The sequence below is a fragment of the Acinetobacter sp. YH12208 genome (assembly GCF_013418055.1).
Lineage (GTDB): Bacteria > Pseudomonadota > Gammaproteobacteria > Pseudomonadales > Moraxellaceae > Acinetobacter > Acinetobacter pseudolwoffii.
In genome coordinates this window covers 32,037-47,980 of sequence record NZ_VPCT01000007.1, presented here as the reverse complement: position 1 = coordinate 47,980, position 15,944 = coordinate 32,037, and the positions used below count along the sequence as shown (strand labels likewise).

Here is a 15,944-nt window from a genome sequence, read left to right as displayed (position 1 = left end):
CTAAAATAAGATTCTACATAACAAACAGAGTACAAATGGATGTCTAAAACTCGTGTGATTTATCCGGGGACTTTTGATCCAATTACCAATGGACATATTGATTTGGTAACCCGCGCAGCGCGAATGTTTGATGAGGTCGTTGTGGCGATTGCCATCGGTCATCATAAAAATCCGGTATTTAGTCTGGAAGAGCGTGTTGCATTGGCAAAAGAGTCATTGAGTCATTTGGACAATGTTGAATTTGTAGGTTTTGATGGTTTGCTGGTCAATTTCTTTCGTGAACAAAAAGCGACGGCTGTACTGCGTGGTTTGCGTGCAGTGTCCGATTTTGAGTATGAATTTCAGCTGGCCAATATGAACCGTCAGCTGGACTCCCACTTTGAAGCGGTATTTTTAACCCCTTCAGAGCAATATTCTTTTATTTCATCCACTTTGGTGCGTGAAATTGCTCGATTAAGAGGTGATGTGACCAAGTTTGTACCACCAAACGTGGTTGCTGCCTTCGAGCGTAAACTTCAACAAGGTTGGTAGCGTGTCTTTATATATCACCGATGAATGTATTAATTGTGATGTCTGTGAACCTGTATGCCCGAATGAGGCCATTTATATGGGTGAACTCATTTATGAGATTCATCCAGATTTATGTACAGAGTGCGTCGGACATCATGATCAACCGCAATGTCAGCTGTTCTGTCCGGTGGATTGTATTCCACTGGATCCGAACCATGCGGAAACGCAGGAACAGCTGCAAGCCAAGTATGAAAAACTGACTGCTCAAAAAACATCAAGCAATTAGTTGCGATATTTGGTACTATGCCGCTCGAAGTGAGCCAGACGATCGCTGCTGTGGAGATCTCCGTGATTGAAGCAGGGGAGGAAAGTCCGGGCTTCATAGGGCAAGGTGCCAGGTAACGCCTGGGCGGTGCAAACCGACGGCAAGTGCAGCAGAGAGAAGACCGCCTTCATTATGTTTTCGAGCAATCGGAATCGGAGGTAAGGGTGAAAGGGTGCGGTAAGAGCGCACCGCATGGCTGGTAACAGTTCATGGCGAGGTAAACCCCACCGGAAGCAAGACCAAATAGGAATCCATTAGGCATGGCCCATGCTGGATTCGGGTAGGTCGCTTGAGCGCATGAGTGATTGTGCGCCTAGAGGAATGATCGTTCACGACAGAACCCGGCTTATCGGCTCACTTCAACAAATTTTGATCAAACAGTGCATTATGGGGTTGACGCTCTTTAAAGAAAATCTCATAATGCGCGCACAGTTTAAGGCTATGTAGCTCAGTTGGTTAGAGCACCGCACTCATAATGCGGGGGTCACAAGTTCAAGTCTCGTCATAGCCACCATATTCTGAAAAAACCCACTCCGATTGAGTGGGGTTTTTTATGTCTGATATTTGATGATGATGTTGGTGGAAAATCTGAAAAGCACTACAATAGTTAAAATAAAACAAATAACAAGAATATGTATGATGATTAAAAATTTAATACTATCAACTCTGATTTTCTTTATTGCTTTACCTGTTTTTGCTGCAGATTCAATTAAGTCACTTCCTTTTAAAGAAAAAAATATTTCCAAAGCAGAAATAAGATCAATTTGTCAAAAAGTAAAATTTAGTTGTGATGAGAGTGATGCAAAACTTTGGGTAGTTAAAATTGCTGAAGCTGAAAAATATTATTTAATTGATGAAAATTTACAAATTATTCAGCTTTCAAAAAATCTTGGAAAATATCAAATCATTGATTATTGGGATCTAACCACGTATCAACAGGTTTATGCGCTTAAAGAGGATAAGAGTGGTATAGAATTTATATATCCTGCCTTATACCCACTCAATCGGCATAGTTATGCTATTGCCTTAATTCATGGCTGGGTTTCAAATGATGCAGGTGAACAGAATGCACAGTTTATTCAATTACTTCCAAAAGGAAAGACAAAACTGGTCTTCGAGCATTTACCTTTTTACGAATACCAGAATCGACTTTCCTGCTACAAAGATATGAAAGATAAAAAGAATAATTATTGTGATGATCAGAAGGAGACCGTACTTAAGATCAGCTATAGAGATGTAGGATTGGCTTATTATGAATGGCGTTTAAGTTATTTGAATATAAACTGGCTTAAGAATAATAAAATCGACGAATATAAACAGCGGAGTTTGGCGTTAATCCCTTTTATTCAAGCGCAGTAAAGGCATGTAGCAGTGATCTAACATCATCCGTTTGCAACTGCTCACGCATTTTTAAAAACTGCTTTTCATCTAAGTCATAGAGCTTAAGAGAAAGCAGTTTTTCTATATCTGCTTTAGGAAAACGATATTTAATAATTTTGGCAGGCACGCCACCGACCACTGCGTATGATGGAACGTCTTTGGTGACCACGGCACCTGTTGCCACCACAGCACCTTCGCCAAGCGTTACACCTTGCATAATCATGGCACGAGAGCCAATCCAGCAACCATCGCCAATGAATGTATCGCCAGCAGGCACAAAACTGCGTGTATCGAAGGGAAAGGCTGAAATCCAGTCGGTACGGTGTAATTGATTACCACCCATCATAATCACGCATTCTGCGCCAAAACAGACAAAATTGCCGATATAGAGCTGATCAATGGGTTTATCTGGGGTAGAGGGCTTGTCATGTAGATAACGCACCACGCAACGCTCAAAACCCTGATCCCAATAAGCAGAATAGTAAGAATAGTTTCCCTTAATATGAATATTTGGATTCTTCACCGTTTTTGAGATGAATTCGAACTCACACCAGTGTTTGACAGGGGAGTTAATCAGCTTTTGAGACATGATGAAATAAAAGGAGAAGATTTTGATCATTATATACCAATTAAAAACTTACATCCTGAATGAAAACCTTTATATTAATTGTGCATTATAAGAATGGAAAAGCTATGTTTGTTGAAACAGAATTTAGAGAAGATAGACTTGAAGAAATAACAAGAATAATTAATGAATATCCTCTAGCATCTTTGATAGCTCAGACTCAAACTGGGTTAATTGCTGAACATATTCCTCTACTATTAATCGATGAAAAAACACTGAGAGGTCATATTTCATTGGAAAACACACTTTTTAAAAATTCAATTGTTAATAATCAGGTTCTATACATTTTTAAAGCTGAGGATGTTTATATCTCACCAAACTATTATCCAACGAAATTTGAAGATCATAAAAAAGTACCTACTTGGAATTATCAAGTCGTGCACATAAATGGAGAGATTAAATTTTTTCAAGATCAGAAAACTAAGCTTGCTGTATTAGGTCAACTTACTAAACAGCATGAAAGTATCACTAATGGGGAAAATGCTTGGAAAATGTCAGATGCTCCAAAAGATTATTTGATGGAAATGCTCAATCACTTGGTTGCATTTGAAATTAAAATTGAAAAAATAATTGCTAAATCAAAATTGAGTCAGAATAGAGAAGAAAAAGATTTTCGTAATGTAATTACAAAGCTTCAAGAATCAGGGAAAGTGAATATGGCAAAGACCATGGGTCAATTAAAAAGATAATAAAAAACCCCTCAATTGAGGGGCTTTAATTGTTGTAAATATCTAAAGCTTAGATATATTCAACTTTCACAATTTCGTATTCAACTTCACCATTTGGTGTCGTAATTTTCACATCATCGCCTTCGTTTTTACCCAAAAGACCACGTGCAATTGGTGAGTTCACAGAGATCTTGTTGATCTTAAAGTCTGCTTCGTCATCGCCTACAATCTTGTAAGTTTTTTGCTCTTCAGTATCCAGATTTTCAATTGTCACTGTCACACCAAAAACCACACGACCTGATTGCTCAAGTTCTTTCACATCAATGACCTGGCAAGCGCCCAGTTTCCCTTCGATGTCCTGGATACGGCCTTCACAGAAGCCTTGCTGTTCACGCGCTGCGTGATATTCTGCATTTTCTTTTAAGTCGCCGTGTTCACGTGCTTCCGCAATCGAAGCCGTGATACGAGGACGGTCAACGGTTTTCAGTTGATGTAATTCTTTCTCTAAGGCAATTTTGCCTTCAGGAGTCATAGGATAACGTTGCATGTTGTCCCTCAAAAGTCAGTTGAAAGATATAAAATCTATAAATAAAAAAAAGCCCGCCACCAAGAAGGTAGCGGGACTTCTTGGAAACTTAATTAACCTTTAGTTAGGTCTTGCAAGCGATATACATCCATTGGCAATTTGATTGCTAAAGCTTGGCATACAGCATCAGCACCGTTCAAGGTGGTCGTGTAATACACTTTACCTTGTAGCGCAGAGCGACGGATCGAGAACGAATCCTGCTGAGCCTGTTTACCTTCAGATGTATTGATAATGAGGTGAATTTCGCCATTTTTCAAGCGGTCCACGATATTAGGACGGCCTTCGGTTACTTTATTCACACGTTCACATGCAATACCCGCTTCAGTAATCACGCTGTATGTGCCACCCGTTGCAAGCAACTTGAAGCCATAGTCTACCAGTTGCTGAGCGATACGCGCGACATGCGGCTTATCTGAATCACGAACAGACAGGAACGCATGTTTTACTTCGCCTTCAGTTGGTTTACCTGGTAAGCGATCGTTCGAGCCTAATACAGCTTTATAGAACGCTTCACCAAATGATTTACCAACACCCATGACTTCGCCAGTCGATTTCATCTCAGGGCCAAGGATTGGGTCAACACCCGGGAATTTGTTGAATGGGAACACCGCTTCTTTTACAGAGAAGTGCTGAGGAATAATCTCTTTAGTGAATCCTTGAGATTCTAGAGATTGACCTGCCATACAACGTGCAGCAACTTTTGCTAAAGACTCACCGATACATTTAGAAACGAACGGTACAGTACGTGATGCACGTGGGTTCACTTCCAGAATGTAAACGTCAGTGCCTTTTACTGCAAACTGAACGTTCATCAAACCGATTACACCCAGTTCTTTTGCCATTGCAACAGTTTGACGGCGCATTTCGTCCTGTACTTCTTGAGAAAGCGAGTAAGGAGGAATCGAACATGCTGAGTCACCAGAGTGGATACCCGCTTGTTCAATGTGCTGCATGATACCGCCAATCACAACGTCTTTGCCGTCAGATACGCAGTCCACGTCAACTTCGATCGCGTCATCAAGGAAGCGGTCAAGAAGAACCGGTGCTTCGTTTGATGCTTGAACTGCATCACGTAAGTAGCGTTTCAATTCGTCATCGTTATACACGATTTCCATGGCACGACCGCCAAGAACGTATGATGGACGTACAACGAGTGGATAGCCAACTTTCGCTGCTTCAGCCATACCTTCTTCAGCAGATTTTACAATGCTGTTGTTCGGTTGACGAAGTTGCAGACGCTGAATCATTTGCTGGAAGCGTTCACGGTCTTCTGCACGGTCAATCGCGTCTGGAGATGTACCGATAATTGGCGCACCGGCTTCTTCCAAAGCACGAGCCAATTTCAAAGGTGTTTGACCACCGTACTGCACGATAATGCCTTTAGGCTTCTCGATACGTACGATTTCAAGCACATCTTCCAATGTGATTGGTTCGAAGTACAAACGGTCTGATGTGTCGTAATCTGTAGAAACCGTTTCAGGGTTACAGTTGACCATGATGGTTTCATAACCATCTTCACGCATTGCAAGCGCTGCGTGTACACAGCAGTAATCGAACTCGATGCCTTGACCAATACGGTTAGGCCCGCCACCAATCACCATGATCTTGTCACGCGTTGATGGATTTGCTTCACATTCTTCATCGTAAGTTGAGTACATGTATGCTGTATCAGATTCGAATTCTGCAGCACATGTATCGACACGTTTGTAAACAGGGGTTACGCCCAGGTTCCAACGGTGTTTACGGAATTGTTTTTGTGAAATGCCCATCAAGTCTGCAATACGAAGATCCGATAAACCTTTACGTTTGAAGCTGCGGATGTTGTCCGCGTTCAAATCACCAAAACCTAAAGATTTAATCTGTTCTTCAGTTTTAATGATGTCTTCGATTTGAATCAGGAACCAAGGGTCGATATTGGTTGCAGCAAATACTTCATCAAGTGTAAAGCCGTGACGGAATGCATCACCAATGAACCAGATGCGCTCAGGACCTGGCACTTTAAGTTCTTGAAGAATTTTATCTTTCGCACCTTCAGCACCGATTTCGATTTTTTCATCGAAGCCAGAAGCACCGACTTCAAGACCACGAAGCGCTTTTTGCATAGACTCCTGGAAGTTACGGCCAATGGCCATGACTTCACCGACAGATTTCATCTGAGTCGTCAAAGTTGCATCTGCTTGCGGGAATTTCTCGAAGTTGAAGCGAGGAATTTTCGTTACAACGTAGTCAATCGCAGGTTCGAATGAAGCCGGTGTTGTACCGCCCGTGATGTCATTTTTCAACTCATCAAGGGTATAACCTACAGCCAGTTTCGCCGCGATTTTCGCAATCGGGAAACCCGTTGCTTTAGATGCAAGGGCAGAAGAACGAGAAACACGTGGGTTCATCTCGATCACAACGATACGACCGTCTTTCGGGTTGATACCGAACTGAACGTTTGAACCGCCTGTTTCTACGCCAATTTCACGAAGTACAGCTAAAGATGCATTACGAAGTAACTGGAATTCTTTATCTGTCAGCGTTTGTGCCGGCGCAACAGTGATGGAGTCACCGGTGTGCACGCCCATTGGATCAAAGTTTTCAATGGTACATACGATGATACAGTTGTCATTTTTGTCACGAACAACTTCCATCTCGTATTCTTTCCAGCCAATTAAAGATTCATCAATCAATAACTGTTTGGTCGGAGAAAGATCGAAACCGCGTTCACAGATTTCAATGAACTCTTCACGGTTATATGCGATACCGCCGCCTGAACCACCCATCGTGAATGATGGACGGATAATCACAGGGAAGCCGAAGCGTGCTTGAATAGTTAAAGCTTCTTCCATTGACTCGGCAATATCTGCTTTTGGACATTCAAGACCAATTTTACGCATTGCCTGGTCGAAGAGTTTGCGGTCTTCAGCTTTTTCAATCGCTTCTTTGGTCGCGCCGATCAATTCAACATTGTATTTTTCTAGAATGCCGTGCTCATCAAGGGCAAGGGCACAGTTCAATGCAGTTTGACCGCCCATGGTGGGAAGAACTGCGTCTGGGCGTTCTTTCTCAATAATTTGTGCAACAGTTTGCCAGGTAATCGGTTCGATATACGTTGCGTCTGCCATTGCAGGGTCGGTCATGATGGTCGCCGGATTCGAGTTGACCAAAATAACGCGGTAGCCCTCTTCACGAAGGGCTTTACATGCTTGAGCACCTGAGTAGTCAAACTCACATGCCTGACCGATGACAATCGGACCCGCACCAATAATTAAGATGCTTTTAATGTCAGTACGTTTAGCCATGATGCTTCCTTAATTACTTCTTAGATGCTTCGATAAGTTCGATGAAATGATCGAACAATGGTGCGCAGTCATGTGGACCAGGGCTTGCTTCAGGGTGACCCTGGAAGCTGAACGCAGGCTTGTCTGTGCGATGAATACCTTGGTTAGTACCATCAAACAGTGAGCGATGCGTTACACGCAATACATCCGGCAGGTTGCTTTCATCAACTGCGAAGCCGTGGTTTTGAGAAGTAATCATCACTGTACCATTTTCAAGGTTTTGCACAGGATGGTTGGCACCGTGGTGACCGTGAGGCATTTTTAGTGTTTTGGCGCCACTTGCAAGTGCAAGGATCTGGTGACCCAGACAGATACCAAATACTGGAATTTCAGTGGTTTCTACAATTGTTTTTACAGCTTCAATTGCGTAGTCACATGCAGCTGGATCGCCAGGGCCGTTCGAGAGGAACACACCATCTGGATTCAGAGCAAGTACGTCAGCAGCAGGAGTTTGCGCAGGCACCACAGTCAGTTTACAACCGCGGTCTGCGAGCATACGTAAGATGTTGGTTTTGACACCGTAATCGTATGCAACAACATGGAATTTAAGTTCAGGTTGAGAGAAACCTTTGCCTAATGCCCAAGAGCCTTCAGTCCACTCAAAGCCCTCAGGATCGCAACATTCTTTTGCCAGGTCTAAACCGTTTAAACCGCTAAAGGCACGTGCTTTTTCAAGCGCTTCTGCTTCAGTGATATTTTCGCCAGCAAGGATACAGCCATTTTGCGCACCTTTGTCACGTAGGATACGTGTCAATTTACGCGTGTCGATATCCGCAATTGCCACAACATTGTGTTGTACCAAATATTCAGCTAATGATTGGGTTGAACGGAAGTTACTGTGCAATAAAGGCAGGTCACGAATGATCAATCCGTTGGCCCAAACTTTATGAATACGACCTGATTCAGCGTCTTCTTCATTGCAGCCTGTGTTACCGATATGCGGGTAAGTCAGTGTCACAAGTTGCTGTGCATAACTCGGGTCAGTCAAAATTTCTTGATAGCCAGTCATGGCAGTGTTGAAAACGACTTCACCAGTCGTACTACCCGATGCGCCAATCGAAGTACCTTTAAAGATAGTTCCGTCGGCAAGGGCTAAAATTGCTGGGGTGCTCAAACCAAAGCTCCTGAAATTTAGGCTGTAAAAAAGCGAGAAGACGAAAAAAAAGGAAGGCTAATTTTTAAACCTACCCTCCTATGTCTGCTCGCTTGAACTTAACACGGCATTATACGCAGAATGATGCTTGAAGTCCAATGGCTTTGCAGCGAAAGTATAAGATAAATGCCTTGCTTTTTGAATGGAAGTCTGTTTTGTAAACAGGATGAAAAAATGTAAGCAATTAATAATTGTCAGACAAATCAAATCTTAAATTTTATCAAGTCTACTAATATAGCTCAGTCAATATAACAATAGGAACAAGACAAATGACTACAGCATCAAAATCTACCCAATCCAAAAAAGCCAGCCCGAGCGTCGTGGCAGAAACTGCCGAGAAGCTTGAAAAAGTAGCAGTAGAGGCGAAAGATCAAGCACTTGAAAGCATCGAAGAAAGTAAAGAAAAGCTTGAAGTTGAAGCCAAGCAATTGACCGATACCGTACAGGAACAATTGCGCCAATTTAAGCAGGAGGTGTTGCAGCGAATTGACACTTTAAAGGAGCAGATCTTCGGTTCACAAAAAGAATTAACTGAATTGAAGAGCTTTATCAAAACAGAATTCAATGCAGTGATCGAAGACTTGTCCAGTCTGGGCAAGGAACTGAAAGAGGATGTCAGTCAGATTTCGACCAAACATAAAGAGCATTTGACCGATACCTTAAAACGTTCTAAAGACAGCACTATTGAAGTGCTGAAAAAAGTCAAGCCGGTGGGGAAAGCAGAAAGCTCAGACAAAAAGCCTGAGCTGAAAAGTTAAGCTGCGTTGAAAGGCTGCTCTTTAAAAGGAGAACAATCACATGTTCTCCTTTGTCTTTATGTAGCAAAACGGACTCACAATAATAATCAGAAGGGGTTACGATGCCACAGCATTATTTGGTAGGTGTGCTTGTTTTATTGATATTGATTATGCTGCTTAATCTGGAAAGCGGCTTGGGGCACATACTTTATCTGGGTGTGATCGTATTATGTTTGGAAGTACTGGGGCTGGTTTTGGGGACTATTCTGCTCATGGTGCTCACTTTTACTTTTATTCTTTATGCTGCAGTGAAAGCCATTCGGAGCCAGCATCAGTTACCTCATTAAAATGCTACTCTAAGATGTTCAAAAACAAGAAAATGCAAAATAACCATACACAGCTAACTACTTTGTCTAGAGACAAACAAAAACGTGAGACTTCAAGTCTCACGTTTTATCAGTCTTTTACAGATTCAGACAGAGGATATACAGGTTTGACTGATCTAAAATACATGCAACCAGTCACGTTTATTATGAAAATCTGCCTGAGGACTACTATGCTGCATCGCGTAGTACTGGTCACCTTGCGAGGTTTTTAAAACAGCAGATAACCCCAGGAACAAGTTTTCCCATTTGAGTTTATGTGTTGCCATAAAATCGGTCAGATCCACACTGACATTGAGACCATAATGGGTACGTTTGAGCTGATTCAGCTCAATATCATCTGCAGCTTGTGGTGGCATATCTTCAGGATAGCGGTATTCTTCAAATTGATAAGCCTGCCAGGCCTGAGAAGGGGAGAGATTAATCTCACGATAAAAATCTTCACCCTGAACCCCAATAAAAATTTCAAAGCAGGTCTGTTCCCACAAGAAATCCTGACGGGGATGTGCAGCTACCATGTCTGGCCACAGGATGTAATGATTGGGATCGCGGATCCAGAAGCCCACATTTAAACTACATGGACCTTGCTGTTCAATGGCAGCAACCAGAGAGATGGCCTGAAAACGGCGATCAAATGCGCTAAGTTCGTAACTTGCCATAAGTCCTGTACTTAGTTAGACAAATGAGCGAAACGAACAAGATTGGACAATTTTTGGTTCTGTTTTGCCGCTTTCTTATAAAGCAGTGCAATTTTACCAATAGTTTGAACCACTTCAGCACCAGTCGCTTCTGAAATTTCAGCAATCAGCGCTGCACGCGCTTCACGATCTTCAGCGACAATTTTAACTTTAATCAGTTCGTGATCGTTTAAAGCACGCGCTAATTCTTCGATGACATTTTCCGTCAGACCTTTGTCACCTAGCATCACGACTGGGTTAAGTGTATGTCCGATTTGACGTAAACGCTTACGTTCCTGAATAGATAAAGCCGCCATGAGAGATAACCTGAATTTTAAAACGGCTTAGTATAGCAAAAGCAAAAAATAAACGCTGTAAATTATCAGGAAATAATCATATTCAATCTGTCCACGGAGAGAGCAAAAGCCTTAGATTTAGATACACATGTATACTGCAAAATAAGTCTTTTTCACGTACAATTAATAATGAGACATTTTTTTATTTAGAGAGTTATGGCTACACGCATTACCAACCAAAAGTTATCTAAAAGTAGTCGTGATTGGATGAGAGAGCATTTAGACGATCCTTATGTGAAAAAGGCACAAAAGGAAGGCTATCGTGCGCGTGCAGCATATAAGCTCTTAGAAATGCAAGAAAAGTATAAAATCATTAAACCTGGTATGACTGTGGTCGACCTGGGCGCAGCGCCAGGCAGCTGGTCACAGATTGCCGGTAAACTTGTTGGCGATAAGGGTTTATTGATTGCATCTGATATTTTACCAATGGATGCTTTACCAGATGTCACTTTTCTGCAAGGTGACTTCCGTGAAGAAGAAGTTTTCCAAAAACTGCTAGAAATTTTAGATGGTCGTACTGTAGACGTTGTAATTTCAGATATGGCCCCCAATACATCAGGTAATAAGGCTGTAGATCAACCGCGTCAGATTTACTTGTGTGAACTTGCACTGGATTTTGCCAATAAGGTGCTAGGCCCCAAAGGTCAATTTGTGGTAAAAGTTTTCCAAGGCTCAGGTTTTGATGAATTCCGTAAGCAAGTGGTTGATAGTTTTGATATTCTGAAAACATCTAAACCCTTGGCATCACGTGCTCGCTCTAAAGAAGTTTTCCTGATCGGGCAGGGACGCAAGAAGGCTTTAAAATAAGTCTACTTGCCAAGTCGTTAAAAATTGTGCATTTTGTACGTTTTCAGATAATTGTAAGTTAATTTACAGCTTAAGTATTAAGGTCACCCTGAACAGGGCATGATCAAATTAGATTGGAATGGGAATAAAGCTTTGAGCGATCTTTTTAAGAATGCCGTATTGTGGCTCGTAATACTGGGTGTGCTGGTGTTAATCTTCAGCAACGTCAGTGACCGCAATCAACCGACTACAATGAACTACTCAGAGTTTGTTGCCGCGGTCAATGCTGGCCAAATTAAACAAGTTGTTATTGACGGCGAAAGAATTCGTGGCGAAAAATCAAACGGTTCAGAGTTTGAAAGTATTCGTCCGGCAGTTCAGGATCCTGAGCTGATGCCAAGCCTCATTAAAAATAATGTTGTGGTCGAAGGTGAAGCACCACAACGTCAAGGCTTGCTCATGCAGTTGCTTATTGCAAGTTTCCCTGTGCTTTTAATCATTTTGTTATTCATGTTCTTTATGCGCAACATGGGTGGCGGTGCAGGTGGTAAAAACGGCCCAATGAGTTTTGGTAAGTCTAAAGCCAAAATGTTGTCTGAAGACCAGATTAAAGTCACTTTCGTCGATGTTGCCGGTTGTGATGAAGCCAAGCAAGAAGTGGTTGAAATTGTCGACTTCCTGAAAGACCCAACCAAATTTAAACGTCTCGGTGCAAGTATTCCACGTGGTGTTTTGATGGTCGGTCCTCCAGGTACAGGTAAAACCTTGCTTGCCAAAGCCATTGCCGGTGAAGCTAAAGTGCCATTCTTTAGTATTTCAGGTTCTGACTTCGTGGAAATGTTTGTGGGTGTTGGTGCATCGCGTGTGCGTGACATGTTCGAACAGGCAAAACGTCATGCACCATGTATCATCTTTATTGATGAGATTGATGCAGTCGGTCGTCACCGTGGTTCAGGTACGGGTGGTGGTCACGATGAACGTGAGCAGACGCTGAACCAGATGCTGGTGGAAATGGACGGCTTTGAAGGCAATGAAGGCATTATCGTGATTGCTGCAACCAACCGTGCAGATGTACTGGATAAAGCATTACTTCGTCCAGGCCGTTTTGACCGTCAAGTTGTGGTTGGTTTGCCAGACATTAAGGGTCGTGAACAAATCCTGAATGTGCATTTGAAAAAATTGCCTTCAGTCACAGGGGTCGATGTTAAAGTACTTGCACGTGGTACACCGGGCTTCTCGGGTGCGCAATTGGCCAACCTAGTGAATGAAGCTGCTTTATTTGCTGCACGCCGTAACAAAAACACTGTCGATATGCATGACTTTGAAGATGCAAAAGACAAGCTTTATATGGGTCCTGAGCGTAAATCGATGGTACTTCGTGATGAAGAGCGTCGTGCGACGGCTTATCATGAAGCAGGTCATGCGATTGTTGCTGAAAGTTTGCCGGGTACAGACCCTGTGCATAAAGTCACCATTATGCCGCGTGGCTGGGCATTGGGCGTGACCTGGCAGCTACCTGAATTTGACCAAACCAGCCATTATAAAGACAAAATGTTGAATGAACTTTCTATTTTGTTTGGTGGTCGCATTGCAGAAGAAGTCTTCATTAACCAAATGTCGACAGGTGCTTCAAACGACTTCGAACGTGCAACTAAAATGGCACGTGCGATGGTGACCAAATACGGTATGTCTGACAAAATGGGCGTCATGGTCTATGAAGAAGATGCACAGCAATCGTTTATGGGCAGTATTGGTAGCCGCAGTATTTCTGAAACGACCCAGTTAGAAGTCGATCGTGAAATCCGCCGAATTCTGGATGAGCAATATAAAGTCGCACGCGATATCTTGGAAAGTAAAAAAGATATTGCCCATGCGATGGTCAAAGCCTTGATGGAATGGGAAACTATTGATCGTGATCAAATCCGTGACATTATGGAAGGTCGTGAGCCTCAACCGCCAAAAGTCTATGTTGCAGAAAATCCTGTGATTGATGTAACCCCAGATGATGGCCCGTTGACGCCACCGCCATTGCCAGCCAACTAAGTTAAATAAAAAACCACCTTCGGGTGGTTTTTTTATGTCAGTCATTTTTATGATAATTTCCTGAATGCTATATTTAACTCAAAACTAATGGGCAAATGTCTTATCGAGCTTTGCTTTATTGCTCTATCCATAAGACAATATTCGAATTATTGTGAACGAGGATGGAAACATGCAGCTGATGCCTTTACGACCACATGTATGGACATTTGGTGAGTTAAAACTGGACTTATCTCAGCCGCATGTGATGGGAATTCTCAATGTCACCCCCGACTCATTTAGTGATGGTGGTCGGCATAATCAAAAAGAAGATGCAGTTGCACGTGCGCTGGAGATGATGGCTGAAGGTGCGACCGTAATTGATATCGGCGGGGAATCGACCCGTCCGGGTGCTGCTGTGGTAGACGTAGAGGAAGAGATCCGCCGCGTGGTGCCTGTGGTTGAAGCCTTAGCAAAACATGATGTTATTCTCTCGATTGATACTTCACAACCAGAAGTGATTCGTGCAGCGGTTCAGGCCGGAGCGCATATCTGGAATGACGTCCGTGCTTTGACCCGCCCCAATGCTTTAGTAACAGCCGCTGAATTGAATATTCCGGTAATCATTATGCATATGCGTGGTGAGCCGACCACCATGAACAATCTGGATCAATATGAGGATGTCACTACCGAGGTGATTGGCGAACTATCTCAACGTGTGCAGGATGCATTGGATGTAGGAGTAAAAGCCGAAAATATCATGATTGATCCGGGTTTTGGTTTTGCCAAGAATGCCCAGCAAAATCTCAAGCTGCTTCAAGAGTTTTATAAATTGACAGAAATGGGTTATCCGATTTTATCTGCTTTATCACGGAAACGTTTTATTGGGGCTGTTTTAGATGGCGCAGAACCACAGGCGCGTGCGGTGGGGTCGGCAACAGCACATTTGCTCAGTATTCAGCAGGGCGCCTGTATGGTACGGGCACATGATGTGAAAGCGACAGCGGATGCGATTAAAGTCTGGCAAGCCATGCAGATGGCGTAGACATTGATGGCGGGAAAGTAAGCATCTGGCAATGTTGTTTGGCTTTCAGGCAACAATATGCTATATAGGCACGCTTAGATTAAATTGTCATCTTTTAGAGTGCCTGTAATGTTTGCAGATTTACTTCTCCCCATGTTCGATGATGCGTATTATCCCGATATTCTGGTTGCTGAAATCAAACAGCACATCGAACATTTTGCCCAAAAAGTCGCTAAATCAACTTTGTCAGATCAAGAAATTTACCAGCTTGCCCATCTGACCGTTGCTGATATTAATGCCATGAAACCGCAGTTTGAAGATCTGGACTCATCTCTGGATGATACCGCTGCAGATTATATTGCTGAAGCCATGATGATGGTGGTGCAAGAGCACGGGTTGTTCGAGATTGAAATGGAAGAGCTGATTACCAACCGTGAATGGTGATCGATAAAACCCTGCTACTGCAGGGTTTTTTATTATCTGTAGAAATAGTCTTTAAAGTTTTTAAAGCGAATCGAGCTGAGTAATTTTTGCTCTTCATGCATGCATTGCTGATAAAGATTCTGGTAATAAGCCTGCAGATTTGACTGGTCCTGAATCGGTTGCGGTGTTTTGGATCTGGACTGTTGGTAGGCCCAAAAGGCCAGCTGCCGCAGTTTTTGCAGTTTGATCTGATCAATCGCACTACAAGAACTTTTAAATAAAGGTTCTAAGGTGACAGCGCCAAAAGAGGAAAGCGCTAAAATGATCATGCTGATGATCACCAGCATATCTGAATGAATTACATACAGATTCAGCAATAAAACCAGAAAAATCGGAATTTGCAGATACAGACAGTTCTGCAAGCGCTGACTATAGGCTTTGGAGCTGAATTGCGCCTGATATTGTGCATAGCAGATATAGGGATAAAGCAGGGCCATTAACATGATCAATGTGACATTAAAGGCGATTGTGGCATTCTTGAAAAAATAATATTCCAGAAGTACTGAGCTGATGCTACAGGCCACGCAGATTAAAAGAGACAGTAAATTAATCGCGATCACAAACTGGAGATTTTGCAGGGCATTAAATTTGAAGCGGCTATAACGCAGCTTCAGGAAAAAAGCGTCTGGATGGCGTAATTGTAATGTGGCGAGATCGAAGTATTTTAATTCTGACATGAGGATTTCGCGCTAAAAGAATAAAATTCAGGCACAAAAAAACCAGCCTAATGCTGGGTTTTCTATTGCACCATTTTAATAAAGATTAAAATGGTGCCCGAGGCCAGACTCGAACTGGCACGCTTTGTGGGCGGGGGATTTTAAATCCCCTGTGTCTACCGATTTCACCACTCGGGCATGTGCGCAATAATAGAGGACGAAATAAAGCTTGGCAAGCACATTTCTAAATGAT

17 protein-coding genes, 2 tRNA genes and 1 other RNA gene are annotated in these 15,944 nt (G+C 42.7%); 12 read left to right on the top strand and 8 right to left on the bottom strand.

Annotation, left to right across the window (positions count from 1 at the left end; all coding sequences use genetic code 11):
* Positions 1–39 precede the first annotated feature (39 nt).
* The 5 genes from coaD to FTU95_RS08520 all read left to right on the top strand — a co-directional run bounded on the left by coaD (position 40) and on the right by FTU95_RS08520 (position 2,194).
* On the top strand, positions 40–531 hold the full coding sequence (gene coaD, locus FTU95_RS08540; RefSeq protein WP_004280585.1) for a pantetheine-phosphate adenylyltransferase: 492 nt from the start codon (positions 40–42) through the stop codon (positions 529–531).
* Between the two features lies 1 nt (position 532).
* A complete protein-coding gene (locus FTU95_RS08535; protein WP_005097729.1) occupies positions 533–796 on the top strand; it encodes a YfhL family 4Fe-4S dicluster ferredoxin in 264 nt (87 codons plus the stop codon).
* Between the two features lie 26 nt (positions 797–822).
* Positions 823–1,200, top strand: an RNA gene (gene rnpB / locus FTU95_RS08530) — RNase P RNA component class A.
* Positions 1,201–1,272: 72 nt separating this feature from the next.
* A tRNA-Met gene (locus FTU95_RS08525) sits at positions 1,273–1,349 on the top strand.
* 53 nt (positions 1,350–1,402) lie between these two features.
* Positions 1,403–2,194: a hypothetical protein gene (locus FTU95_RS08520; RefSeq protein ID WP_252146097.1), complete on the top strand. Its 792-nt coding sequence runs from the start codon at positions 1,403–1,405 to the stop codon at positions 2,192–2,194.
* Here FTU95_RS08520 and FTU95_RS08515 read toward each other — a convergent pair.
* The gene (locus FTU95_RS08515) at positions 2,178–2,804 is read right to left on the bottom strand and encodes a CatB-related O-acetyltransferase (RefSeq protein ID WP_100357866.1); all 627 of its coding nucleotides are present in this window, start codon (positions 2,802–2,804) and stop codon (positions 2,178–2,180) included. The two genes, FTU95_RS08520 and FTU95_RS08515, sit on opposite strands and share 17 nt — an antisense overlap.
* A 104-nt stretch (positions 2,805–2,908) precedes the next feature.
* On the opposite strand from FTU95_RS08515, the gene FTU95_RS08510 reads away from it, so the two are divergent.
* Positions 2,909–3,529: an FMN-binding negative transcriptional regulator gene (locus FTU95_RS08510; protein ID WP_100357865.1), complete on the top strand. Its 621-nt coding sequence runs from the start codon at positions 2,909–2,911 to the stop codon at positions 3,527–3,529.
* 49 nt (positions 3,530–3,578) lie between these two features.
* On the opposite strand, the gene greA is transcribed toward FTU95_RS08510, so the two are convergent.
* The 3 genes from greA to carA all read right to left on the bottom strand — a co-directional run bounded on the left by greA (position 3,579) and on the right by carA (position 8,531).
* The gene (gene greA, locus FTU95_RS08505) at positions 3,579–4,055 is read right to left on the bottom strand and encodes a transcription elongation factor GreA (protein ID WP_005097724.1); all 477 of its coding nucleotides are present in this window, start codon (positions 4,053–4,055) and stop codon (positions 3,579–3,581) included.
* Between the two features lie 92 nt (positions 4,056–4,147).
* A complete protein-coding gene (gene carB, locus FTU95_RS08500; protein ID WP_005097722.1) occupies positions 4,148–7,378 on the bottom strand; it encodes a carbamoyl-phosphate synthase large subunit in 3,231 nt (1,076 codons plus the stop codon).
* A 13-nt stretch (positions 7,379–7,391) separates the two neighbouring features.
* Positions 7,392–8,531 (bottom strand): glutamine-hydrolyzing carbamoyl-phosphate synthase small subunit, encoded by a 1,140-nt coding sequence (gene carA, locus FTU95_RS08495; protein WP_005097721.1) that lies wholly within the window; start codon positions 8,529–8,531, stop codon positions 7,392–7,394.
* 308 nt (positions 8,532–8,839) lie between these two features.
* Here carA and FTU95_RS08490 point away from each other — a divergent pair, with 308 nt between their 5' ends.
* Positions 8,840–9,328: a hypothetical protein gene (locus FTU95_RS08490; RefSeq protein ID WP_180078174.1), complete on the top strand. Its 489-nt coding sequence runs from the start codon at positions 8,840–8,842 to the stop codon at positions 9,326–9,328.
* Between the two features lie 101 nt (positions 9,329–9,429).
* Positions 9,430–9,654 carry a hypothetical protein gene (locus FTU95_RS08485; RefSeq protein WP_180078172.1) on the top strand — a complete coding sequence of 75 codons (225 nt, stop codon included), beginning with the start codon at positions 9,430–9,432 and terminating at the stop codon, positions 9,652–9,654.
* A 155-nt stretch (positions 9,655–9,809) separates the two neighbouring features.
* Here FTU95_RS08485 and FTU95_RS08480 read toward each other — a convergent pair whose 3' ends face one another.
* Positions 9,810–10,349 (bottom strand): DOMON-like domain-containing protein, encoded by a 540-nt coding sequence (locus FTU95_RS08480; RefSeq protein WP_005169863.1) that lies wholly within the window; start codon positions 10,347–10,349, stop codon positions 9,810–9,812.
* An 11-nt stretch (positions 10,350–10,360) separates the two neighbouring features.
* On the bottom strand, positions 10,361–10,684 hold the full coding sequence (gene yhbY / locus FTU95_RS08475; protein WP_005097716.1) for a ribosome assembly RNA-binding protein YhbY: 324 nt from the start codon (positions 10,682–10,684) through the stop codon (positions 10,361–10,363).
* A 195-nt stretch (positions 10,685–10,879) separates the two neighbouring features.
* Here yhbY and rlmE point away from each other — a divergent pair, with 195 nt between their 5' ends.
* The 4 genes from rlmE (at position 10,880) to FTU95_RS08455 (ending at position 14,996) form a co-directional block, all read left to right on the top strand.
* Positions 10,880–11,530, top strand: a complete 651-nt coding sequence (rlmE, locus tag FTU95_RS08470; protein WP_005097715.1) for a 23S rRNA (uridine(2552)-2'-O)-methyltransferase RlmE — start codon at positions 10,880–10,882, stop codon at positions 11,528–11,530.
* Positions 11,531–11,662: 132 nt separating this feature from the next.
* Positions 11,663–13,552, top strand: coding sequence for an ATP-dependent zinc metalloprotease FtsH (gene ftsH / locus FTU95_RS08465; protein WP_034608943.1), 1,890 nt, complete (start codon positions 11,663–11,665; stop codon positions 13,550–13,552).
* Positions 13,553–13,721: 169 nt separating this feature from the next.
* On the top strand, positions 13,722–14,573 hold the full coding sequence (gene folP / locus FTU95_RS08460) for a dihydropteroate synthase (protein WP_005097712.1): 852 nt from the start codon (positions 13,722–13,724) through the stop codon (positions 14,571–14,573).
* Between the two features lie 108 nt (positions 14,574–14,681).
* On the top strand, positions 14,682–14,996 hold the full coding sequence (locus FTU95_RS08455; protein WP_074383398.1) for a DUF5713 family protein: 315 nt from the start codon (positions 14,682–14,684) through the stop codon (positions 14,994–14,996).
* A gap of 32 nt (positions 14,997–15,028) precedes the next feature.
* Here the strand turns inward: FTU95_RS08455 and FTU95_RS08450 are convergent, their stop codons facing one another.
* Positions 15,029–15,712, bottom strand: a complete 684-nt coding sequence (locus tag FTU95_RS08450) for a hypothetical protein (protein ID WP_180078170.1) — start codon at positions 15,710–15,712, stop codon at positions 15,029–15,031.
* Between the two features lie 91 nt (positions 15,713–15,803).
* Positions 15,804–15,889 (bottom strand) — tRNA-Leu (locus tag FTU95_RS08445).
* Positions 15,890–15,944: the final 55 nt, after the last annotated feature.

Bases quoted from the DNA above. Each gene is read 5' to 3' on its own strand.
- coaD (WP_004280585.1), top strand. From the start codon at position 40: ATGTCTAAAACTCGTGTGATTTATCCGGGGACTTTTGATCCAATTACC.
- FTU95_RS08520 (WP_252146097.1), top strand. From the start codon at position 1,403: ATGATGATGTTGGTGGAAAATCTGAAAAGCACTACAATAGTTAAAATA.
- FTU95_RS08515 (WP_100357866.1), bottom strand. From the start codon at position 2,804: ATGTCTCAAAAGCTGATTAACTCCCCTGTCAAACACTGGTGTGAGTTC.
- FTU95_RS08510 (WP_100357865.1), top strand. From the start codon at position 2,909: ATGTTTGTTGAAACAGAATTTAGAGAAGATAGACTTGAAGAAATAACA.
- greA (WP_005097724.1), bottom strand. From the start codon at position 4,055: ATGCAACGTTATCCTATGACTCCTGAAGGCAAAATTGCCTTAGAGAAA.
- carB (WP_005097722.1), bottom strand. From the start codon at position 7,378: ATGGCTAAACGTACTGACATTAAAAGCATCTTAATTATTGGTGCGGGT.
- FTU95_RS08490 (WP_180078174.1), top strand. From the start codon at position 8,840: ATGACTACAGCATCAAAATCTACCCAATCCAAAAAAGCCAGCCCGAGC.
- FTU95_RS08485 (WP_180078172.1), top strand. From the start codon at position 9,430: ATGCCACAGCATTATTTGGTAGGTGTGCTTGTTTTATTGATATTGATT.
- FTU95_RS08480 (WP_005169863.1), bottom strand. From the start codon at position 10,349: ATGGCAAGTTACGAACTTAGCGCATTTGATCGCCGTTTTCAGGCCATC.
- yhbY (WP_005097716.1), bottom strand. From the start codon at position 10,684: ATGGCGGCTTTATCTATTCAGGAACGTAAGCGTTTACGTCAAATCGGA.
- rlmE (WP_005097715.1), top strand. From the start codon at position 10,880: ATGGCTACACGCATTACCAACCAAAAGTTATCTAAAAGTAGTCGTGAT.
- folP (WP_005097712.1), top strand. From the start codon at position 13,722: ATGCAGCTGATGCCTTTACGACCACATGTATGGACATTTGGTGAGTTA.
- FTU95_RS08455 (WP_074383398.1), top strand. From the start codon at position 14,682: ATGTTTGCAGATTTACTTCTCCCCATGTTCGATGATGCGTATTATCCC.
- FTU95_RS08450 (WP_180078170.1), bottom strand. From the start codon at position 15,712: ATGTCAGAATTAAAATACTTCGATCTCGCCACATTACAATTACGCCAT.